Source organism: Arthrobacter sp. Ld5 (genome assembly GCF_051172775.1).
Classification (GTDB): Bacteria; Actinomycetota; Actinomycetes; order Actinomycetales; family Micrococcaceae; genus Arthrobacter_D.
In genome coordinates, this window is the sequence record NZ_JBPKBO010000016.1 from 24735 (window position 1) to 46899 (window position 22165).

Sequence of the window (22165 nt, forward strand, 5' to 3'; positions counted from 1 at the left end):
TCAGGGTGCTCCGTTCGGGGAGGAGGGATGCGGGCCGAAGGCGAGTGCGAGGTTCCCGTGGGTGAGGACCTGCGACGGGTCACCCTGCGCCAGGACCCGCTGCTGCAGGAGGACCGCCTCGTCGCACAGGTCGGGGACACCCGCGAGATCGTGCGTGGACACCAGCACCGACCGCCCCTCGTCACGCAACGCCTTCAGCAGCGCGGTCATGGTGTGCTCGCTCGACCGGTCGACGCCCGCGAAGGGCTCGTCGAGGAGCAGGAGCCGGGCGTCCTGGGCGATGCTCCGGGCGATGAACACGCGCTTGCGCTGCCCGCCCGAGAGCTGCCCGATCTGGCGCTTCCTCAGCGCGGCCAGGCCCACGCGCTCGAGGGCGTCGTCGACGGCCGCGCGGTCGGCCGGCCGCAGGCGGCGCGCCGTCCCGAGCCGCCCGTACAGTCCCATGCCGACGACGTCGGACACCGACACCGGGAACGTCCAGTCGACGCCCTCCGCCTGCGGCATGTAGGCGACGAGCCCGCGCTTCCGCGCGGAGGCGATCGAGGTGCCGAAGAGCTCGACGGAGCCCGCCTGCGGCGTGAGGAGCCCCATGAGCGAGGTGAAGAGCGTCGACTTCCCGGATCCGTTGACGCCGATGAGCCCGCAGATGCTCCCGGGCGCGAGCCGCAGGCTGACGTCGTCGAGGGCGAGCACGTCGGTGTAGCGGACGGTGAGGTGCCGTGCGTCGATGACGGGTGGGACGCCCGTCTCCCCGGAGGTGGTCATCGTGCGAGTCCTTCCGCGATGGTGTGCAGGTCGTACCGGATGAGGTCCAGGAAGGTCGGCACCGGGCCCTCGGGCCCGGACAGCGAGTCGACGTACAGCGTCCCGCCGAGGCGCGCCCCGGTGGCGAGGGCCACCTGCTCCTGGGCGGAGGGGTTGACCGTGGATTCGCAGAAGAGCGTCGGCACGCGGTTCTCCTCGACGAAGGCGATGACATCGCGGATCTGCCGCGGCGTCCCTTCGGAGTCGGCGTTGACCGGCCAGATGAAGGATTCCCGGAGCCCGGCGTCACGGGCGAGATAGGAGAAGGCCCCCTCGCAGGTCACCAGGGCCGCGGCGTCGACGTCCGCGAGGTCCTCCCGGAAGTCCGCCAGCAGGTCCGCCAGGTCCGCCTTGAGCTCGCGTCCGTTCGCCTCGAAGTCGGCGGCGTGCTCCGGGGCGAGCCCGGAGAGGGCGACGACGGTGTTGTCGACGTAGGTCTGCGCGGCGACGGGGGACATCCACGCGTGGGGGTTCGCCCGCCCCCGGTAGTCGCCGGTCCGGATGTCGATGGGCTCGACGCCGTCGGAGAGGACAACGTGGGGTGCGTCCACGGAGTTCAGGAACCGCTCGAACCAGCGCTCGAGCCCCAGCCCGTTGTCGATGACGAGGTCGGCGTCCTGGGCCCGGACGAGGTCCGACGGCGTGGGCTCGTACCCGTGGATCTCCGCGCCCACCTTGGTGATCGACTCGACGCGGACGTGCCCGCCGCCCACGGTGTCGACGAGGTCGGCGAGGACAGAGAAGGTGGTCAGCACGTGCGGGCGGTCGTCCGGGGAGGACGGCGGTGCCGGGCGTGCGCACCCGGTCGCCACGACGGCGAGGAGGAGGCATGGGAGGACCACGCGCAGGAGGGGCGAGCACCGCCGGCTTTGAGGCATGCCTAAATCTAGCGTTTAGGCATGCCGAAATCTACGGCGTCCGCAGGGACGCGCGCCAGGCATGGGTGTAGTACGGCAGCGTGAGCGAGGCGTCCGGACCGAACGCGAGGTAGTCGGTGAGGTACCACCGCAGATTGGCCTCCACACGGGCCTGCAGGGCGGGCGCCGCCCGCCGGTAGTAGCTCCTGGACCGCGCGAGGTCGAGGACGCCGGCGACGTCGAGGTCCTGGGCCCAGTGCACCACCAGGTCCTCCGGTGCGTCGAAGGCGTCCCCGAACGAGGGGCGGTAGGAGGGCGAGAACACGTCGCCGGCGTGCATGATCCTGGACAGGCGGTGCACCCACGGGATCGAGACGTCGAGCTGGTTCCAGACGAGGGCGAGCCGGCCTGCCGGCGTCAGGACCCGCGCCGCCTCCCGGACCGTGGCGGCGTGGTCGCACCAGTGCCACGCCTGGGCCAGGGTGAGCAGATCCTGGGAGGCGTCCGGGAGGTGCGTCTCCTCGGCGGGGCCCCGGACGGCGGGCACGCCGGGCAGCCTCCCTCCGAGGACGGCCAGCATGTCCTCGGAGGGATCCACCGCCGTCACGGCGAGTCCGCGCTGCACGAGCAGTTCCGTGAACAGGCCGGTGCCCGCACCGAGATCGGCGGCGCGGCGGGCGTCCGGAGGGACCACCCAGTCGGCGACGGCGTCCGGGTAGCCGGGGCGGACGCGGTCGTACCGGCCGGCACCGGACAGGTAGGCCGCGGCCAGGTCCCTCCGGCGGTCCTCGGCGAGCCGGGGCCCGCCCGTCACCCTGCCGGTCCTGCGGCGCGGCGCCCGCTGCTAGAGCAGGTCATCCACATCGGGGTTGAGGGTCCGCAGCACCTCGCTGTGCAGGGTGCCGTTGGTCGCGAGGGCGTTGCCGCCGTGAGGTCCGTCCTGGCCGTCGAGGGACGTGAAGCGTCCCCCGGCCTCGGTGACGATCGGCACGAGCGCGGCCATGTCGTACAGGTTCAGGGACGGCTCGCACGCGATGTCCACCGCGCCCTCCGCCACGAGGCAGTAGGACCAGAAGTCACCGTAGGCACGCGTGCGCCAGACCCGGTCCGCGAGATTCACGAATTCGGCGAGCGTCCCGCGTTCGCGCCAGCCGGACAGGCTGGAGTAGGACAGCGAGGCGTCCTCGAGGCGGGAGACGTTGGAGACCCGGAGGCGCTGGGCGGCGGCGAGGGACTTCCCGGTGTAGGCGCCGGTGCCCTGGGCCGCCCACCAGCGCTTGCCCAGCGCGGGAGCGCTGACCAGGCCGACGACGGGCTTGCCGTCGTCGATGAGCGAGATGAGCGTGGCCCAGACCGGCACGCCACGCACGAAGTTCTTGGTGCCGTCGATGGGGTCGATCACCCAGCGGCGCGAGCCGGAGCCGGTGCTGCCGAATTCCTCACCGAGGACCGCGTCCCGGGGCCGGGCCCGGGAGAGCTGTCCGCGGATGGCCTCCTCGGCGCCCTTGTCGGCGTCCGTCACGGGGGTGAGATCCGGTTTGGTCTCCACCCGCAGGTCGAGCGCCTTGAAGCGCGACATGGTCTGGTCGTCCACCGAATCGGCCATGATGTGGGCGAGACGGAGGTCGTCGTTGTAGCCCTGCGTGAAACTCATACCGTTCAACCTATCGTCTCGGTGGGCGCATCCCGTGCGGGGCGCGGGACCTGGCCCTGGACAGCAGAAAGCCACCGCGGGCTCGCGCCGCACGGTGGCTTTCGGGCCGTCACCGCCAGGCGGTGTCGGAAGAATCAGAGAACGGTGATGTTCTCGGCCTGGGGACCCTTGGGGCCCTGGGTGGTCTCGAAGTTGACCTTCTGGTTCTCTTCGAGGGAACGGTAGCCGTTCGAGTTGATCGCGGAGAAGTGGGCGAACACGTCGGCGCCGCCGTCCTCGGGAGCGATGAAGCCGAAGCCCTTTTCGGCGTTGAACCATTTCACAGTGCCAGTAGCCATTGAGAATTCCTTACCTGGTGGGAGCGTCCCGACGTTCGGGGGCTCGTCGTGCAGTTCGTTACCCGCTTATCAAAAAAGCTGTCGAACTCCAGGTGGAGGGTCAAGGCTTAGAGATGTAATGCGCAAACAACAACAGGATCGACCCTACCAGTGATCGCGCCGATCACTGGTGTCCGAGTTCCTTGGCGTCGTGTGAGCTGCCTCGCGCTTCGGCCGTGCCGGCACCGAGCAGTCGGCGCAGCGAGGCCAGGCGCACCGGCCCGGACTCGCCCGCGAGTCCCTCCGCCACGTAGCTGTCGAGGCCGCACCCGACGGCGTGGTCGTCGTGCCGGCAGCCGCGCTCGCAGCGCTCGGTGCCCGGCTCCAGGTCGGGGAACGCCTTGAGGATGCGATCCGCCTGCACGTGCGCCAGGCCGAAGGACCGGATGCCGGGGGTGTCGATGATCCAGGTGCCGGGCGCGGCGTCGGCGGCTTTCAGGGCCAGCGCCGAGGAGGACGTGTGCCGCCCCCGGCCCGTCACCGCGTTCACGCCGCCGGTGGCGCGCGTGGACCCGGTCAGGGCGTTCACCATGGTGGACTTCCCCACACCGGAGTGGCCCAGCAGGACGCTCACCTGTCCGTCGAGCTCCTCCCTCAGGGCGTCCACGGCGGCGGAGGACAGCCGCGCGGACTCGCCGTCGTCGGAGGTGGCGGCGACGCCGGTGCCCTCGTCGGTGCCGCTGATGATGACCCGGAGATCCAGGTGCTCGTAGTTGGCGAGCAGGGGCGCCGGGTCGCGGAGGTCGGCCTTCGTGATGCACAGCAGCGGTTCGATGCCGGCGTCGTAGGCGGCGACGAGCGCCCGGTCGATGAAGCCGGTCCGCGGTTCGGGGTTGGCGGCCGCGACGACGATCACGAGCTGGTCCGCGTTGGCGACCACCACGCGCTCCACCGGGTCGGTGTCGTCAGCGCTCCTGCGCAGGACCGTCGTCCGGTCCTCGATGCGCACGAGGCGCGCGAGGGAGTCGGGGCCGCCCGAGAGATCGCCGACGAGCGCCACGAGGTCGCCGGCGACGACGGCGTTGCGGCGCAGTTCGCGCGCACGGGCGGCGATGACCGTCCTCTCCTCCGGTGTGCCCTCGTCCACCACGGTGGTGTACCGCCCGCGGTCCACCGTCACGACGCGTCCGGTCACGGCGTCCTCGTAGGCGGGGCGGTTCTTGGTGCGCGGGCGGGTCCCCTTCTTGTTGGGGCGGATCCGCACGTCGGACTCGTCCCAGGCCCGCGATCCGCGACGGGTGCCGGCCTCGCTCATGCCGTGGCCACGGGTGGGGCGGGCGACGGCGCGCCGTCGGGCCCGTCCGCCGTGCGGACGACGGCGGCCCACAGCTCGGGGAACTCCGGCATCGTCTTGGCCGTGGTGCCGATGTTCTCCACGTCCACGCCGTCGACGGCGAGGCCGAGGATCGCGCCCGCGGTGGCCATCCGGTGGTCGTCGTACGTGCTGAACAGGCCCCCGTGCAGCGGGGCCGGTCGGATGACGAGGCCGTCGGGCGTCTCCTCCGCGTCCCCGCCGAGGTTCTTGATCTCCGCGACGAGCGCCGCGAGCCGGTCCGTCTCGTGGCCGCGGAGATGCGCGATCCCGGTGAGGGTCGACGGCGTCGCGGCCAGTGCGCACAGCGCCGCGACGGTCGGTGCCAGCTCGGAGGTGTCGGCGAACGTCCCGCCGGCGATCGACGGGCCGCCGGTGACGGTGAGCACCCCGCCGCGGAGGTCCGCGGTGGCGCCCATCAGGGGCAGGATGCGCCGCCAGGCGTCGCCGACCTGCGTGGTGCCCTCGGGCCAGTTGCGGATGCGGACGGTGCCGCCCGTGACGACGGCGGCCGCGAGGAAGGGGCCGGCGTTGGAGAGGTCGGGCTCCACCGCGACGTCGAACGCGGCGATGGGGCCGGGGGAGACGCGCCAGTGGTTCGGCACGGAGTCGTCCACGGCGACGCCGACGGCCCGGAGGGTCTCGACCGTCATGCGGACGTGGTCGAGGCTGGGTACGGGCTTGCCGACGTGCTCCAGGTGCAGCCCGTCCGTGAAGCGCGCGCCGACGAGCAGGAGCGCCGAGACGAACTGCGAGGACGCGGAGGCGTCGATGACCAGGCGGCCGCCGCGCACCTGCCCCTCGCCCCGCACGGAGAAGGGGAGGGCGCCCGCGCCGCCGTCGTCGATGCTGAGGCCGAGGCCGCGGAGGGCGTCGATGATGCTGCCCATGGGGCGGCGGCGCGCGTGCGGATCGCCGTCGAACGTGGTGGTGCCGGTGACCAGGCCCGCCAGCGGGGGCACGAAGCGCATGACGGTGCCCGCGAGGCCGCAGTCCACGGTGCGCGAGGCCGGTCCTCCGCCCTGCAGGGGGGTCACCCGGAGGTCCGGGCCGAAGTCGCCGTCGCCGGGGACCTCCTCGATGACGGCCCCGAGGCCGCGCAGCGCGGCGATCATGAGGGCCGAGTCACGCGAGTGCAGGGGCCGGCGCAGGCGGCACGGGCCGTCGGCCAGGGCGGCGAGCACGAGGTAGCGGTTGGTGAGGGACTTGGAGCCGGGGACCGAGAGGTCGGCGTCCACGGGACGGGTCAGGCGGGGCGCCCTCCACCCGGTCCGGGAGGGTGCCCCGCCTGATGACGCTGCCATGGGGCCTAGGAACCCACGACGTCGGACGCCGTCTTGCGGACGGCCTTGTCCGCCTTCTTCAGCTGCTTCCGGGCGTCCGTCGCGAGGTGCTCGGCGCGCCAGGCGATGCCGGGGCGTCCGTTGGTGTCGACGGCGGCGAGCAGGACGGCGCCGATCAGGGAGAGGTTCTTGAGCAGCTGCGACCGGCGGGCCTTCTTGCCCTCGGAGGTCGATGCATCCGCCGAGCGGTAGTCGACGAGCGCGTTCACCGTGGTGGTGACGGTCAGCAGCAGGGCCGCGACGCGGGAGAACCGGCCGATGCCGAGGAGCACGGCCGCGCCGACCTGGGTGGCGCCGAGGACCTGGCCCACGAGCTTCTCGTTGCCGGTGATCGCGCCGGCCGAGGGGACGACCTTCGTGACGCCGGTGAGGACGGGCTTGAGCTGCGGGGCCGTGGCGCCCGCCGTGCGGAGACGCTCGACGCCGCTCACGACGAAGCTGCTGGCGATCAGGGGTCGGGCGATTACGCGGACAAGGGTCATGACTGCCTCCTGGGTGCCGGCGCGTCGGCCGGACATGGGTTTCGAGTACGAAGCACGCTGGCTCTAGTTTTGCATGCCCTCCCACCGGTCACGCTCCGCGCCCCCGGCCGGTGCGTGGGGTTGCGGACGGAGCCGGGGCCCCGGCCTGTGCCCGGACAGGAATAAGGGGATGCGGCGAGGGGTTGGAACAGGCGTAACGGACCGCAGGACAGTGAAGGGGATACCGGAATGGCAGGGGCACGGACCGCGACGGCCGAGAGACCGGATTTCCAGTTGTCGACCTCGCCCCGGCGGGCCGACACCCCGGCGCCGCGACGGCGGGGGCGCGTAGACTTTCGCTCGATGGATACCACAGCCCCCGCAGGCAGCAGCCCGGCAGAAGATGCACAGTTGGACGTGTCCACGGAGTCGGAGGCGGACCGCAAGGCGCGCTTCGAACGCGACGCCATGCAGTACGTCGACCAGCTCTACTCGGCAGCCATGCGCATGGCCCGCAATCCCAGCGATGCGGAGGACCTGGTGCAGGAGGCCTACACCAAGGCGTTCTCGGCCTTCCACCAGTACAAGCCGGGGACGAACCTCAAGGCATGGCTGTACCGCATCCTCACCAACACCTATATCAACCTGTACCGGAAGAGGCAGCGCGAGCCCCTGCAGTCGCACTCGGACACGATCGAGGACTGGCAGCTGGCCAAGGCGGCCGAGCACACCTCCCTGGGACTCCGCTCGGCCGAGGTGGAGGCACTCGACCACCTGCCCGACTCGGACGTCAAGGACGCCCTGCAGGCGATCCCCGAGGAGTTCAGGCTCGCGGTGTACTTCTCGGACGTCGAGGGCTTCGCGTACAAGGAGATCTCGGAAATCATGAACACGCCCATCGGGACCGTCATGTCCCGGCTGCACCGCGGCCGCAAGCTGCTCCGCGAGCATCTCGCGGAGTACGCGCGCGATCGCGGGCTGGGTGCCGGCAGCGGAGCCGGCACGAAGGCCACGGTCGCAGCGGGGGCGAAGGGCAAGGAACAGGAGATGGAGAAATGAGCGATTGCGGGAGCATGGGCGACTGCGCCGATGCGAGGATCGAGCGGCTGTACGAGTACCTGGACGGCGCGCTGTCCCACCAGGATCTCGTGGAGATCAAGGATCACCTCAACGACTGCCCCCAGTGCGCCGAGGAGCACGACCTCGAGTGCGTCATCCGATCGGTCGTGAAGCGGTCCTGCACCGAGGTGGCGCCGTCCACCCTGAAGGCGAGCATCCTGGACAGGATCAGCCACCTCAAGACCGTGGACCACTGAGCCGCCGGACGCAGCACCGGCAGGACAGGGAATCCGATTAAGCAGAGAACCTCCGGCCCAGGGGCCGGAGGTTCTCTGTCGGTACGTCCTCGAAGACCGGGGACGCCGTGTACGCCTGGACTCAGGTGTTGGGGCGCTTACCGTGGTTCGCGCCACCACGCTTCCGGTCGCGACGCTTGCGTGCTCGCTTGCTCATGGCTGCCTCCTTCTTCTTCAGGCACTGGGAAAGTGCAGAACTGCACCCCAGTCTCCCACACGGCGACGGGCGTCACCTAAACAGGGGCCCGGCCTAGGATGAGGGGATCATCCATGATCGAAGGAGCTTATGTATGCGCGCTGTCTACGCCGCAACCCAGTCCGCGGACGCCCCGCTCGCAGGCCTCACGGTCGGGGACCTCGAGACCCCCGCAGCGCCCGAGGGCTTCGTGCGGGTGAAGGTCGTCGCCTCCTGCCTGAACCACCACGACCTGTGGTCCCTGAAGGGCGTCGGGCTCCCGCAGGACAGCCTGCCGATGGTCCTCGGCTGCGACGCGGCCGGGATCGACGACGACGGCAACGAGGTGATCGTGCACGGTGTCATCTCCTCGGACGGCTGGCGCGGCGACGAGACCCTCGACCCGAAGCGGTCCCTGCTCTCCGAACGGCACCCCGGCACCATGGCCGACTACGTCTGGGTGCCGGAGCGCAACCTCGTGCCCAAGCCGGCGGAGCTGTCCTTCGAGGAGGCGGCGTGCCTGCCCACCGCATGGCTCACGGCGTACCGCATGCTGTTCACGGTCTCTCCTGCAGCACCCGGCTCCACGGTGCTCGTCCAGGGCGCCGGAGGCGGGGTCGCTTCCGCCCTGATCGCGCTCGCGTCGGCGGCCGGCTACCGGGTGTGGGCGACGAGCCGCAGCGGGGACAAGCGGCAGCGCGCCCTGGAGCTCGGGGCCGAGCAGGCGTTCGACGCCGGGGCCCGCCTCCCGGAGCGCGTCGACGTCGTCTTCGACTCCGTGGGCGAGGCCACCTGGGCCCACTCCCTGAAGTCCCTCGTGCCGGGCGGCACCGTGGTCACCTGCGGGGCGACGAGCGGCCCGGCCCCGTCGGCGGACCTCAACCGGGTGTTCTTCCTGCAGTTGCGGGTGCTCGGCTCCACCATGGGCACGCGGGACGAGCTCGTCAGGCTGACCCGCTTCCTGGTGGCCACCGGGGTGCGGCCCGTCATCGACGCGGTCCTCCCGCTCGACGACGCCGCGCAAGGCTTCCGGCGCATGCTCGACGGCGAGGTCTTCGGGAAGATCGTCTTCCGCCACTGAGCGGACAGCGCGCCCGACGACGAAGGCCCCCTCCACGCGGAGAGGGCCTTCGTCGTCGGGCAGGGGACTGCTACTCCGCCGCGCCGGCCGCCAGGATGGCCGAGCGCTGCCGGCGCCGCAGCGCCTGCTCCGCCGGGTCCGGTACGGGCGCCGCTGCGAGCAAGCGGCGGGTGTACGGATCGCGGGGGTACTTCAGGATCTGCTCCGTGCTGCCCTGTTCCACGAGCACGCCCTTGTTGAGCACCGCGATGTGGCTCGCGAGGAGCTCGACGACGGCGAGGTCGTGGCTGACGAAGAGGCAGGCGAAGCCCCGCTCCCGCTGCAGTTCCTGCAACAGATCGAGGACCTTCGCCTGCACGGAGACGTCGAGGGCCGACGTCGGCTCGTCCGCGACCAGGAGGTCCGGCTGGAGCGAGAGGGCGCGGGCGATCCCGACGCGCTGGCGCTGGCCGCCCGAGAGCTCGTGCGGGTACCGGTTGCGGAAGGCGACCGGCAACTGCACGTCCTCCAGCAGCGACGCGACCCGCTGGTCGAGTTCCGCCCGCTTCAGCTTCTCGTGCAGGAACAGGGGCTCCCCGATGCTCTCACCGATCGACAGGCGCGGGTTGAGGGAGGCCGCCGGGTCCTGGAACACGATCGCGAAGCGCTTGCGCAGCGGCAGGAGCTGCCGGGCACTGAGCTGCGTGATGTCCGTGCCGCCGATCCTGACCGTGCCCCCGGAGGTCCTGATCAGGCCGGTGACGGCGCGTGCGATCGTCGACTTGCCCGAGCCCGACTCCCCGACGAGGCCCAGCACCTCGCCCGGGTTGATGGTGAGCGAGACGCCCGTGACCGCCTTGAAGGCCGGCTGGCGGAAGCGCCCGGGGTACTCGATGTCGACGTCCGTGAGTTCGAGTGCCGGGACGACGCCGGACGCGGTGTGCGAGTCCCTCCTGCGCAGGGCCTCGGCGGCGTACTCCTCGTGGATGCTCAGGTGCCCGTCGACGACCTCGACGTCGGTGAGGACGCCGCCCACCTTCGAGCCGAGGTGGGGGACCGACCCGAGGAGCTGCCGGGTGTAGTCCTCGGCCGGGGCCGCGAACAGCTGTGCGGTCGGCGCGGCCTCGACGATCCGCCCACGCTCCATGACGACCACGTGGTCCGCGAGGTCGGCGACGACCCCCATGTCGTGGGTGATCAGGAGCACGGCGCTGTTGAGCCGTTTGTTGAGCTTGCGCAGGAGGTCCAGGACCTCGGCCTGCACGGTGACGTCGAGCGCCGTCGTCGGTTCGTCGGCGATGAGCAGCATCGGGTCGTTGGCGAGCGCGATGGCGATCATGGCCCGCTGCCGCTGGCCGCCCGAGAACTGGTGGGGGAAGTTGTCGTAGCGGCGTTCCGGCTCGGGGATCTCCACCAGGCGCAGGAGCTCGATGGCGCGCTGCTTCGCGTGCGTGGGGGACAGCTCGGTGTGCTGCTCCACGGCTTCGCGGATCTGCTCACCGACGGTCAGCACCGGGTTGAGCGCGGTCATGGGCTCCTGGAAGATCATCGCGATCTCTTTTCCCCGGACGCGCCGGAGCGTGCCCTGCGAGGCGCCGATGAGCTCCTTGCCGAGCATCTTCGCGCTGCCGTGCGACCGCCCGTTGCGGGGGAGGAGGCCGAGCAGGGCCATGGAGGACATGCTCTTGCCCGAGCCGGATTCACCGACGATCGCGAGGATCTCCCCGGGGTGGATCTCGTAGGAGACGTCCTCGGCGGCCATGACCCACTCGTTGTCGACGTTGAACTCGACGCCGAGGCCCTGGACCGCGAGGATCGGGCCGTTCGCCGGTGTGGTCTGTTCGTCCGTGATGGTGACGGTGCTGGAACTCATTACTGCTTCACCCTTGTCTGCTTGGGATCGAACGCGTCACGCAGGCCGTCACCGATGAAGTTGACGGCGAGGGCGATGCCGATGATGAACACTCCGGGCCACAGGAACAGCCACGGCCGGACGGTGAGGGCGGAGCGGTTGTCGTTGATGGCCTTGCCGAGGGAGGTGTCGGGTGCCGTGACCCCGAGACCCAGGTAGCTCAGGGCGGTCTCGAGGAGGATGGCGCTGGAGATGGCCAGCGTCGTCGACACGATGATGACTCCGACGGTGTTGGGCAGGATGTGCCGGAAGATGATGCGGCCCGAGCTCGCCCCGACCGATTTCGCGGACTCCACGAACTCCTTCTCGCGCAGCGACAGGAACTCGCCCCGGACCAGGCGCGCGAGCCCGGTCCAGGTGACGAGGCCGAGGAACACGGCGAAGGGGATGATGCCGTTCTTCGCCACGATGCCCGCGACGGCCGCCGCGATGACGACGGTCGGGATGGTGATGACGACGTCGGTGATGCGCATGAGGAACGCCTCGGTCCAGCCCCGGAAGTAGCCGGCGACGGCGCCCACCGTGGTGCCGATGACCATGGCCACGATCCCCACGACGAACGCGATGATCAGGGAGGTCTGGATGCCGCGCATCGTCAGCGCGAAGTAGTCGCGGCCGAGCACGTCCTGGCCGAACGGATGCTCGCCGAGGCTGAAGGGCCACAGCGTCAGAGTCGGTTTGCCCTCGTTGAAGCGGGCGGCGAGGACGTCGTAGTCCTTGTTCCACCAGCCCGGGATGCCGGCGAAACCGATCGAGGTGAACGCGAGGAGGAAGATCAGCACGAGCAGCGCGATGCCGACCAGTGCTCCCTTGTGGCGGAAGAAGCGTTCACGGACGAGGCGCCCCTGGCTCTTGGCCTCGGTCGTGCGGATGCGGTCGGTCTGCGCCCGTGTGGGGACGGCGGTGGCGATGTCCGTGTCCTGGCTCTGCAGGGTCATCTCGGACAGCTCGACCGACGGGCGGGCGTCGTCCCGCGGGTTCTGGTGATTGCTCATGATCGGGTCCTAGCTCAGGGTGATGCGCGGGTCGAGGAACGCGTAGGCGATGTCGGCGAGCATGTTGAAGAGCACGGCGGCCGTGCCGACCACGAGGAAGAAGGCCATGACCGGCCCCGGATCCACGTGGTTGATGCCGTCCACGAACATCTTGCCCATGCCGTTCCAGCCGAAGACCTGCTCGGTGATGACGGCGCCGCCGAGGACGCCGGCGAAGTCGAACGCCATCAGGGTGGTGATGGGGATCATCGCGTTGCGGAACGCGTGCTTGACGAGGACGGTGCGCTCGCTCAGGCCCTTGGCCCGCGCGGTGCGGATGTAGTCCTGGTTCATGACGTCCAGCTGGCTGGCTCTCGTGTACCGCGTGTACGTGGCGAACGAGATGAGGGTCAGCGCGATGGTCGGCAGGATCAGGTGCAGTGCGTAGTCGAGGTTGATCTCCCAGAAGGTCCCCGCGAGGTTGGCCGACTGCGATCCCGTCGTCGGGATGGGCCGCCCGCCGGCCTTGGCCGAGAGCGTCGGGTAGGCCTGGAGGAGGCGGTCCAGGACGATCAGCAGGCTCACCGACACGGCGATGACCGCCCCGATCTTCGCGGCCTGCGCGCGGAACGGACCGCCGACCGCGCCGGCGACGACGTAGGCGAGCACCGCCGTGACGACCACGAGCGCCAGCACCACGAGCCAGTTGGGATCGTCGAACAGGACGAGCGAGACGAGGTAGCCGAGGTAGCTGACGCCGGCCGCCGCGAGGGCGCCGTTCAGGACGCGCCGACGGCGGAAGCCCGCGAGCAGGGCCGTCCAGAGGACCGCGATGCCCGCGGCGGAGACCAGCATGCCGACGACGCCGAGGCCCGGGCTGACGAACCAGCCGGTGACCAGGAGCAGGTACAGCGCGACGGCGGTGGCTGCGGCGGCGATGCCGAAGGTGGTCAGCCTGCGTCTGCGGTCACCGCCGACGACGACCGCCCAGATGACGCCGGCGACCACCCCGATCAGGACGATCGTGAGGTAGGAGAACTGCGGATTCGCCAGCCATGTGTTGAGGTCGATCGCCAGGTACTGCTTGAGCAGGGTGGAGAGCCAGAACAGGGGCAGGGAGAACAGCAGGAACGAGATGAACGTGACCGAGTAGTCGAAGGTGCTGTACTGGCGGATCGCGGTGACGATCCCGACGATCACGCCGAGCACGAGGGCGAGCACGGTCGCCACGACGACGAGGCGCAGCGTCGAGCCCATCGCGTTCTCGAGTTGCGGCAGGACGGCGGCCCCTGCGCGGTCCGTGCCGAGCGTGCAGCCCACGCCGCCGGGGACGAGGCAGTAGCCGACCTCCTGCAGCCAGAGGAAGTAGCGGGGGATGGGCGGGACGTCGAGGTTCATGGCGGCGGTGCGCGCGGCGATGGTCGCGGCCTTCTCCGGGCCGCTGGCCTCACCGAGGTCCTCGAACGGGTCGCCCGAGTTGATGGTGAGGAAGTACATCAGCGTGGTGGCTGCGAGCATGATGAAGAACGAGATGATGGATCGCTTGGCGATGAAGTAGAACACGTGGGGGCTCCTTGGAGGCGGTGCAGGCTGTCGCGGCGCCGGGCACAGGGACGGGCAGGCCCGAGGGCCTGCCCGTCCTTCTGCATCAGCGGAGAGGCTGCAATCAGTTCTGCTTCGTCCAGCTGTAGGCGTTCCAGGTTATGCCGGTCTGCGTCGGGTTCAGCTCGACGCCCTCGAGCTTCGAGGAGTACCCGGCGATGTTCGGGTTGGCGTAGAGCACCACGTTGTACTGCGTCTCCGCGAGGCGCTGCTCGAGCTCGGTCTTGAGCGGGATGACTTCCTCGGAATCCGTCGTGGTCACGATCTCGTCCCAGAGACGGTCGACCTCGGAATCGGTGTAACCGCCGAAGTTCTGCTCACCGCCGGTGATGTAGATGGACTGGCCCGAGGCGACGAGCCCCGAACCGGCCCAGCCGAAGACCACGGCATCCCAGGCGCCGGGCTGTGAGAGCTTGGCGCTCCACTCGGGCTCGGGCTGCGGGGTGATCTCGAAGCCGGCCTGGTCGCAGGAGTCCTTGACCAGGGCGACCTGGTCGGCGCGCAGCTGGCTGGTGGATGCGAACATCATGGAGACCTTGACGGGCTCGGTCTTGCCGGCCTCCTCGAGGAGGGCCTTGGCGCCCTCGATGTCGGCGACGCCGTCGCCCTGGGCGGCCTCCGCGCCGTCGAGCACGGTCTGGTAGTCCTCCTGTGCCGGCTGGTACTCGTGCAGGTTCATGACCGTGCCCTCGGGGTCGACGGGGGTCACGAACTTGTCGACCATGTCGGCCCTCGGGATGCACTTCGCGAACGCCTGGCGGACCTTGAGGTCCTCGAAGACGGCACCGGGCCGCTGGTCGAGGTCGACGTGCGAGAAGGTCAGCGACTGTCCGGTGTCGACCGTGACGGTCTCGCCGATCTGCTCGAGGGCGGTCTTGGTGTCGACCGTCGGGCTGGACGGCTCGATGATGTCGACGTCGCCGTTCTGGAGGGCCTGGACGGCCTCCTCGTCGACGATGGTCTTGAAGACGATCGTGTCGGTCTTGCCGGCCCGCTCCTCGCCCCAGTACTGGTCGTTCTTCACGAGCGTCAGGGTGCCGTTGGTGGCGTTGTCCAGCTTGTAGGGGCCGGAGGAGGGGAGGATGGCCGTATCGGGGAGCTTGGGGAGGTCGGCTTCGTAGTTCCAGCCGGTGTTCCAGAATTCGGCAACAGGCGTGAGCGCCTCGATGTCGGTCGCCTGGATGGCCTCGACGAGCTCGGCGCCGTCACCCTCCGGCGACATCCCGCCCTGCTCTGCGGCGATGTGCGCGGGCAGGAAGACGCCGGTGGTGAAGAGGGCCTCCCAGTCGGCGTAGGGCTCGTCGAACACCGCCTCGAATTCCTTGGAGCCCGGCTCGCCCTCGATCATCTTCATCGACGCGAATCCGTTGGTGGAGGCCGCCTGGAACAGGTCGGCTTCGGCGCCCGTGTCCGGGTCCTTCTCGCCGGTCGGGTGGGTGCCGGACATGGCGGCCCAGGTCAGCAGGACGTCGTCGTAGTCGATCGCCGTTCCGTCGGACCACACAGCATCCTCGTTGATGGTGTATTTGACCGTGAGCGGATCGTCGCTGGTCTTCTCGTAGGTGCCGAATTCCTCGTTGGGCTCGAGGTTGCCGTTGGCGGCGAACGCAGCGAAGCCACTCGATGTCAGGTTGTCGACATAGGTGTTGTACACGGCGTTGGTTGCCGCGGTCTGGCCGTTGTAGGCCGTAGGAGCCTGGCTGATCGCGATGTTGATCGTCGATGCGAGGTTCTCCTCGGCACCTTCGGAGGCCGGGGTCTCGGCCGTCCCGCCCGCCGATCCACAGGCACTCAGCATGAGCGCTCCGATGGACAGTGCGGCGAGCGTCATTGTGCGCTTATTACGCATTCGATAGTCCTTACTGTGCTGGGCGCGAGGGACGAAGATAGGTCCCACGAGGCGGATTCCCAGTGACGGCAATCACACGGGGACAGCATAGCGAAGGATCGTTGCCTTCGGACACTCAGTAAGCCGTTGATAACCCATTTGTTACCCCTGCGAAACATAAGGCTCCTGAACAACGGAAAAGGCCCCGGGAACAGCGTGTCCCAGGGCCTTCCACTGCCTGCATGCCTTACTCTGGCGCGGGTACTTCCAGCCACTGGAACCAGCCGCGGTGCAGGACCAGCCAGGCCATGAGGCCGTAGCCGGCCTGGCCCGGCGTCCCGCCGTTCGCCGCGAGGTCGTGGCGCCACTGCTCGTGCGCGAGCAGCGGGGTGAAGGTGTCCACGAAGACGTGCTTGCGGCGCGTGGTGACATCACCGAAGGCCGCGGAGAGGTCGGCGAGCCGGCGGTTGCGTTCGGCGTCGAGCCCGGGGGGAGGCCCGACGACGAGGGCCTTGACGCTCGACTGCGAGGCGCCGTCGAGGATGTTCGCCAGGTTGAGGCGGCTCCTCGCGGTGGACAGCTCGAGGTCGAGGTCGCAGTCGGACAGGCCGACCACCAGGCGGTTGTCGTAGCCGTCCGCGAAACGGCGTCCGGCCTCCTGCAGCCAGCGGTTCGCCAGGGCCTCGGTCCCCTCGCCGGGGGCGGCCAGGCTGTAGGCCTCGACGGCCACGTTGTCGGGCCTGGTCCGGGCCATCACGCGACCGAGCCAGCCGAGAGCCCGCGGATCACCGAGCCCTGCGAGGAGTTCGTCGCCCACTGCTGCTAGCCGGATTCTGCGTTGTTCCACTGGTTCCTCGGTGTGCTCGTCGGAGGTACATGGCTGTCCGGACACGCCGGTGACAGGCCCTTAAAGACATCGGGTGGGGCCTCGAGCCCCACCCGACATCATACTGATCGCTTGCTATTCCCGGCCGAACGCCCGCTTGACCAGGAGTTCCTGCTCCTTGGCGTGGTTCTTGGCCGACCCCGTCGCCGTGGACGCCGAGGCGGGCCGCGAGGCGAGCCGGACGGGCCGGTCGAGCTCCTGGGGGAGGTTGAGCCCGATGAAGGGCCACGGCCCCTGGTTGGCCGGCTCGTCCTGCGCCCAGACGATCTCCGCGCCGGGGTAGGTGTCCAGGGCGGCCCGGATCTCCTCCACCGGCAGCGGGTAGAGCTGCTCCACGCGGACGATGGCCGTCCTGCCGTCGTCGAGCTTCTGGCGCGAGGCCAGCAGGTCGTAGTAGAGCCGGCCCGAGACGAGGATGACCCGCTCGACGTCCTTGCCCGGTGTGCCCAGCGTGTCCGGGATGACCGGCCGGAAGGTGCCCTGCGTGAAGTCCTCCACCGAGCTCGCCGCGGCCTTGAGGCGCAGGAGCTGCTTGGGGGTGAAGATGATCAGCGGCTTCCTCGGCCGCGTGTAGGCGTGCCGGCGCAGGAGGTGGAAGTGCGAGGCGGCGTTGCTCGGGTTGGCGACGACCATGTTCTCCTCGGCGCACATCTGCAGGAAGCGTTCGATGCGCGCGGACGAGTGGTCGGGGCCCTGGCCCTCGTAGCCGTGGGGGAGCATCAGGACCAGCGAGGACCGCTGTCCCCACTTCTGCTCCGCCGAGCTGATGAACTCGTCGATGATGGTCTGCGCGCCGTTGACGAAGTCACCGAACTGCGCCTCCCAGATCACGAGGGCGTCGGGGCGCTCCACCGAGTAGCCGTACTCGAAGCCCATGGCCGCGTATTCGCTCAGCAGGGAGTCGTAGATCCAGAACTTGGACTGGTCCTCGCTGAGGTCGTCCAGCGGCAGCCACTCGTTGCCGGTGGCGCGGTCGTGGAAGACGGCGTGCCGCTGCACGAAGGTGCCGCGGCGCGAGTCCTGGCCCGCGAGCCGCACGGGGACGCCCTCCATGAGGAGCGACCCGAAGGCGGCGATCTCGCCGAAGCCCCAGTCGATCCCGCCCTCCCGCGACATCTGCTCGCGCTTGTCGAGCAGCGCCTTGAGCTTCGGGTGGACGGTGAAGCCGTCCGGGATCGCCGTGTGGGCCGCGCCGATGCGGGCGAGCGTCTCCGTGCTGATCGCGGTCTCCGGGACGGCGGCGTCGCCGCCGTCGGACTGCTGGGCGTAGGGCCGCTCGAGGTCGGAGACCGCCTGCGGGTCCTTGGCCAGGACGGGGAGGGGCGAGGTCTGGGCCGCATGGGTCTCGGCGAAGACGCGCTCGAGGCGCTCCTGGTAGTCGCGCAGCGCCTGCTCGGCCTCCTCCTGCGTGATGTCGCCGCGACCGATCAGGGCCTCGGTGTACAGCTTCCGGACCGAGCGCTTCGCCTCGATCAGGTTGTACATCATGGGCTGCGTCATCGAGGGGTCGTCACCCTCGTTGTGGCCGCGACGGCGGTAGCAGACCATGTCGATCACGACGTCCTTGTGGAACCGCTGGCGGAACTGGTACGCCATCTGGGCCACGCGGACCACGGCCTCCGGGTCGTCGCCGTTCACGTGGAAGACCGGTGCCTGGACCATCTTCGCGACGTCCGTCGAGTACACGGAGGAGCGCGACGACGTGGGACTCGTGGTGAAGCCCACCTGGTTGTTGACGATCACGTGGATGGTGCCGCCGGTGCGGTAGCCGCGCAGCTGCGAGAGGTTGAGGGTCTCCGCCACGACGCCCTGGCCGGCGAAGGCGGCGTCGCCGTGGATGAGGATCGGCAGGACGGGGAACGTCCCGCGCTGGTCGAGGAGGTCCTGCTTGGCGCGGACGATGCCCTCCAGGACCGGGTTCACCGCCTCGAGGTGCGACGGGTTCGCGGCGAGGTAGACCTTCGTCTCGTTGCCGGCGTCGGAGGTGAACGTCCCCTCGGTGCCGAGGTGGTACTTGACGTCACCCGATCCCTGGACGGACCGCGGGTCCTGGGTGCCCTCGAACTCGCGGAAGATCTGGGCGTAGGTCTTGCCGGCGATGTTGGTGAGGACGTTGAGCCGGCCGCGGTGCGCCATGCCGATCGCGACCTCGTCGAGCCCGTCGTCGGCCGCCCCCGAGATCACGGCGTCGAGCAGCGGGATCAGGGATTCACCGCCCTCGAGGGAGAAGCGCTTCTGGCCGACGAACTTGGTCTGCAGGAACGTCTCGAACGCCTCGGCCGAGTTCAGCTTGTGCAGGATGCGCAGCTGCTCCTCGCGGCTCGGCTTGGAATACGGGTGCTCCAGCTCGTCCTGGAACCACTGGCGCTCCTCGGGATCCTGCAGGTGCATGTACTCGACGCCGGTGGTGCGGCAGTAGGCGTCGCGGAGCACTCCGAGCATGTCGCGGAACTTGAGCGAGGGCTGGCCGCCGAAGCCACCCGTGGGCCACTCGCGGTCCAGGTCCCAGAGGGTGAGGCCGTGGGTGCGGATGTCGAGGTCGGCGTGCTTGCGCTGGACGTACTCGAGCGGGTTGGTGTCCGCCATGAGGTGGCCGCGCACGCGGTAGGCGTGGATGAGCTGCTGGATCCGGGCCACCTTGTTGATCTGGTCCATCGGATCCACCTGGATGTCCGCGCTCCAGCGCACGGGCTCGTAGGGGATGCGCAGCGACTCGAAGATCTCGTCGTAGAAGTTCTGCTCGCCCAGCAGCAACTGGTGGATGATGCGCAGGAACTCGCCGCTGCCGGCGCCCTGGATCACGCGGTGGTCGTAGGTCGAGGTCAGCGTGATGGTCTTGCTGATGGCGTGCTTCGCCAGCGTCTTCTCGCTGGACCCCTGGAACTCGGCGGGGTACTCGAGGGCACCCGCGCCGATGATGCAGGCCTGGCCCTTGGACAGGCGCGGCACGGAGTGCACCGTGCCGATGCCGCCCGGGTTGGTCAGGGACACCGTGGTGCCGGCGTAGTCGTCGGCGCCGAGCTTGCCCGCCCGGGCCTTCTTCACGAGGTCCTCGTAGGCGTGCCAGAACTCCGAGAAGTTCATGGTCTCGGCCTTCTTGATGTTCGGGACCACGAGGGAGCGCGTGCCGTCCGGCTTCGGCATGTCGATGGCGAGGCCGAAGTTCACGTGGGCGGGCTGGACGGCGGACGGCTTGCCGTCGACGACGTCGTAGTAGACGTTCTGGGAGGGGAACTGGGCGAGTGCGCGGATGATCGCGTACCCGATCAGGTGGGTGAAGGACACCTTGCCGCCGCGGGCGCGGGCGAGGTTGTTGTTGATCACCACGCGGTTGTCGATGAGCAGCTTCGCGGGGATGGCCCGGACGCTCGTGGCCGTCGGGACGCTGAGGCTGGCCTCCATGTTGGTGGAGATGGCCTTCGCCGGGCCGCGCAGCACGCTGACCCGGTTCTCGTCCATCTCGGCGTTGCGGTCCGAGGCGGGGAGCTGGGCAGGGATGGGCTTCGCGGCGGGCTTGTCCTGGCGCGACGACTCCGGCTTCTTCGCCGGCTCGTTCGGCACGGGCGGCTTCCCGCTCTGCTGGGTGCTCGCGGGGGACTCGCCGGAGGCCTTCGGTGCCGGGGCCTCCGCCTTCACGACCGGCAGTTCCCGCGTGGGGGGATTCGCTGCGGACCGGGCGGACGACGGCGGGCTCGCCGGTGCGGGTGCGGCCGGGGTGGCGACGGCGGGCGATGCCGCCCCGTCGGCCGGGGCGTCCGTGGAAGGCCGGGCGTCTCCCGACGGCGCGCCGTCGGCGTCGAACGAGTCGAAGAGCTCCCACCACTTGCGGTCCACCGAGTGGCGGTCGCGCTGGAACTGCTCGTAGAGCTCGTCAACAAGCCACTCGTTTCCGCCGAATTCTTCAGGTAGACGGTGGCTGGTCTGTTCTGGCACTTGGTATACGCCTCTTCCGTGGATCGCCATGAGCGCGGTGCGGTCTGCAGGCTCGGCGCGACGCCGCGCCCGGACCCTGTCCAAGTGTAGTGACAGGAGTTACGAACAATCCAATCAGCCGGGCCGGACGCACTAGACTTTCTGCGGCTGTCTATCAAGGAGAACCATGCGCTTCATCAACCCGCCCACCACCGATCTCACCTACTCGGACGTGTTCCTCGTCCCCTCCACGTCCGAGGTGATCTCCCGGTTCGACGTCGACCTCTCCTCGGACGACGGCACGGGCACCACGATCCCGCTCGTCGTGGCCAACATGACGGCGGTGACGGGGCGGCGCATGGTGGAGACGATCGCGCGGCGCGGCGGCATCGGGGTCCTGCCGCAGGACGTCCCCGCGGAGGTCATCGCCGAGGTCACCTCGTGGGTCAAGGAGCGCCACCCGGTGTTCGAGACGCCGCTGCAGCTCCGGCCCGGCAACACCGTGGTGGATGCGCTGCATCTCATGCACAAGCGCGCGCACGGGGCGGTCGTCGTCACGGACGACGCGGGGCGGTGCGTCGGGGTGGTCGACGCCGACGACTGCGAGGAGGTGGACCGCTTCGCCTCCCTGGAGTCGGTGATGCGCCCGGCGCCCGCTGCCTTCGAGGCGTCCATGTTCGACGCCGACCCCGCGGCGGCGCTGCAGAAGGCCTTCGAGGACCTCGACGGATCGCGCGTCTCGCTGGCGCCCGTGGTGCGCGACGGCGTGCTGCAGGGCGTCATCACCCGCACCGGGGCGCTCCGGTCCACCATCTACGACCCGGCGCTCGACGCCGCGGGCCGGCTGAAGGTGGCGGCCGCCGTCGGCATCAACGGCGATGTGGAGGCGAAGGCGGCCGCGCTGCTCGACGCCGGCGTCGACGTCCTCGTCGTCGACACCGCCCACGGGCACCAGCGCAAGATGCTCGACGCGCTCGCCGTCGTGCGCAGCCTGGACCCGACGGTGCCGATCGTGGCCGGGAACGTGGTCAGCGCCGAGGGCGTCCGCGACCTCGTCGCGGCCGGCGCGTCGATCATCAAGGTGGGCGTCGGGCCCGGCGCCATGTGCACCACGCGGATGATGACGGCGGTCGGCCGCCCGCAGTTCTCCGCGGTCCACGAGTGTGCGCAGGCGGCCGCCGAGCTCGGCGCCCACGTCTGGGCCGACGGCGGTGTGCGGTACCCTCGCGACGTGGCCCTTGCCCTCGCGGCCGGCGCGAGCCAGGTCATGATCGGCTCCTGGTTCGCCGGGACGTACGAGAGCCCGGGCGACCTGCAGACCGACAGCACCGGACGCCGGTACAAGGAGAGTTTCGGGATGGCCTCCGCCCGGGCCGTGCAGAACCGGACCCGGACCGATGACGTCTTCGCGCGGGCCCGCAAGGGACTCTTCGAGGAGGGGATCTCCACCTCGAAGATGTACCTCGACCCGGCACGCCCCGGCGTCGAGGACCTCCTCGACATGATTACGGCCGGAGTCCGCAGCTCGATGACCTACGCCGGAGCGACGACGCTGGGCGAGTTCCGCGAGCGCGCGGTGGTCGGGGTGCAGTCCGCCGCCGGCTACGAGGAGGGGCGACCCCTTCCGCAGAGCTGGTGAGATCCCGTCCCGGG

Annotated in this window: 19 protein-coding genes; 4 read left to right on the forward strand and 15 right to left on the reverse strand. The window is 69.9% G+C overall.

Going from position 1 to position 22165, the window contains the following annotated elements; genetic code table 11:
* From ACSGDB_RS06820 to ACSGDB_RS06855, 8 genes are all read right to left on the reverse strand, one after another.
* A complete protein-coding gene (locus ACSGDB_RS06820; RefSeq protein WP_434993759.1) occupies positions 1-765 on the reverse strand; it encodes a metal ABC transporter ATP-binding protein in 765 nt (254 codons plus the stop codon).
* Positions 762-1682 carry a metal ABC transporter substrate-binding protein gene (locus ACSGDB_RS06825; protein ID WP_434993760.1) on the reverse strand — a complete coding sequence of 307 codons (921 nt, stop codon included), beginning with the start codon at positions 1680-1682 and terminating at the stop codon, positions 762-764. The genes ACSGDB_RS06820 and ACSGDB_RS06825 overlap by 4 nt, the downstream gene beginning before the upstream one ends.
* Before the next feature lie 31 nt (positions 1683-1713).
* A complete protein-coding gene (locus tag ACSGDB_RS06830; protein WP_434993761.1) occupies positions 1714-2475 on the reverse strand; it encodes a class I SAM-dependent methyltransferase in 762 nt (253 codons plus the stop codon).
* Positions 2476-2505: 30 nt separating this feature from the next.
* A complete protein-coding gene (gene hisN, locus ACSGDB_RS06835) occupies positions 2506-3315 on the reverse strand; it encodes a histidinol-phosphatase (protein ID WP_434993763.1) in 810 nt (269 codons plus the stop codon).
* Between the two features lie 134 nt (positions 3316-3449).
* On the reverse strand, positions 3450-3653 hold the full coding sequence (locus tag ACSGDB_RS06840; RefSeq protein WP_043446208.1) for a cold-shock protein: 204 nt from the start codon (positions 3651-3653) through the stop codon (positions 3450-3452).
* 163 nt (positions 3654-3816) lie between these two features.
* Positions 3817-4947: a ribosome small subunit-dependent GTPase A gene (gene rsgA, locus ACSGDB_RS06845; protein WP_434993765.1), complete on the reverse strand. Its 1131-nt coding sequence runs from the start codon at positions 4945-4947 to the stop codon at positions 3817-3819.
* Positions 4944-6308, reverse strand: coding sequence for a 3-phosphoshikimate 1-carboxyvinyltransferase (gene aroA / locus ACSGDB_RS06850; protein WP_434993766.1), 1365 nt, complete (start codon positions 6306-6308; stop codon positions 4944-4946). The genes rsgA and aroA overlap by 4 nt, the downstream gene beginning before the upstream one ends.
* Positions 6309-6313: 5 nt before the next feature.
* Positions 6314-6829 carry a DoxX family protein gene (locus tag ACSGDB_RS06855; protein WP_434993767.1) on the reverse strand — a complete coding sequence of 172 codons (516 nt, stop codon included), beginning with the start codon at positions 6827-6829 and terminating at the stop codon, positions 6314-6316.
* 342 nt (positions 6830-7171) lie between these two features.
* On the opposite strand from ACSGDB_RS06855, the gene ACSGDB_RS06860 reads away from it, so the two are divergent.
* The gene (locus ACSGDB_RS06860; RefSeq protein ID WP_434993768.1) at positions 7172-7867 is read left to right on the forward strand and encodes a sigma-70 family RNA polymerase sigma factor; all 696 of its coding nucleotides are present in this window, start codon (positions 7172-7174) and stop codon (positions 7865-7867) included.
* Entirely contained in the window at positions 7864-8124 is a 261-nt protein-coding gene (rsrA, locus tag ACSGDB_RS06865; RefSeq protein ID WP_104165803.1) for a mycothiol system anti-sigma-R factor, read from the forward strand. The genes ACSGDB_RS06860 and rsrA overlap by 4 nt, the downstream gene beginning before the upstream one ends.
* Positions 8125-8245: 121 nt before the next feature.
* Here rsrA and ACSGDB_RS06870 read toward each other — a convergent pair whose 3' ends face one another.
* Positions 8246-8320, reverse strand: coding sequence for a 50S ribosomal protein bL37 (locus tag ACSGDB_RS06870; protein ID WP_369299106.1), 75 nt, complete (start codon positions 8318-8320; stop codon positions 8246-8248).
* A 133-nt stretch (positions 8321-8453) separates the two neighbouring features.
* Here ACSGDB_RS06870 and ACSGDB_RS06875 point away from each other — a divergent pair, with 133 nt between their 5' ends.
* Entirely contained in the window at positions 8454-9419 is a 966-nt protein-coding gene (locus ACSGDB_RS06875; protein WP_434993769.1) for a zinc-binding dehydrogenase, read from the forward strand.
* Between the two features lie 70 nt (positions 9420-9489).
* Here the strand turns inward: ACSGDB_RS06875 and ACSGDB_RS06880 are convergent, their stop codons facing one another.
* The 6 genes from ACSGDB_RS06880 to ACSGDB_RS06905 form a co-directional block, all read right to left on the reverse strand.
* Positions 9490-11271 carry an ABC transporter ATP-binding protein gene (locus ACSGDB_RS06880; RefSeq protein ID WP_434993770.1) on the reverse strand — a complete coding sequence of 594 codons (1782 nt, stop codon included), beginning with the start codon at positions 11269-11271 and terminating at the stop codon, positions 9490-9492.
* Complete coding sequence (locus tag ACSGDB_RS06885; protein ID WP_434993771.1) at positions 11271-12305, reverse strand: ABC transporter permease; 1035 nt, start codon at positions 12303-12305, stop codon at positions 11271-11273. Before ACSGDB_RS06885 ends, ACSGDB_RS06880 begins: the two co-directional genes overlap by 1 nt.
* 9 nt (positions 12306-12314) lie before the next feature.
* Positions 12315-13847 carry an ABC transporter permease gene (locus tag ACSGDB_RS06890; RefSeq protein ID WP_434993772.1) on the reverse strand — a complete coding sequence of 511 codons (1533 nt, stop codon included), beginning with the start codon at positions 13845-13847 and terminating at the stop codon, positions 12315-12317.
* 103 nt (positions 13848-13950) lie between these two features.
* Entirely contained in the window at positions 13951-15735 is a 1785-nt protein-coding gene (locus tag ACSGDB_RS06895) for an ABC transporter family substrate-binding protein (RefSeq protein ID WP_434993773.1), read from the reverse strand.
* 226 nt (positions 15736-15961) lie between these two features.
* Complete coding sequence (locus tag ACSGDB_RS06900) at positions 15962-16561, reverse strand: GDSL-type esterase/lipase family protein (RefSeq protein ID WP_434993774.1); 600 nt, start codon at positions 16559-16561, stop codon at positions 15962-15964.
* Positions 16562-16675: 114 nt separating this feature from the next.
* Positions 16676-20533 carry a multifunctional oxoglutarate decarboxylase/oxoglutarate dehydrogenase thiamine pyrophosphate-binding subunit/dihydrolipoyllysine-residue succinyltransferase subunit gene (locus ACSGDB_RS06905; protein WP_434993775.1) on the reverse strand — a complete coding sequence of 1286 codons (3858 nt, stop codon included), beginning with the start codon at positions 20531-20533 and terminating at the stop codon, positions 16676-16678.
* Between the two features lie 166 nt (positions 20534-20699).
* Between ACSGDB_RS06905 and ACSGDB_RS06910 the strand changes: the two genes are divergently transcribed.
* Positions 20700-22151: a GuaB1 family IMP dehydrogenase-related protein gene (locus tag ACSGDB_RS06910; protein WP_434993776.1), complete on the forward strand. Its 1452-nt coding sequence runs from the start codon at positions 20700-20702 to the stop codon at positions 22149-22151.
* Positions 22152-22165: the final 14 nt, after the last annotated feature.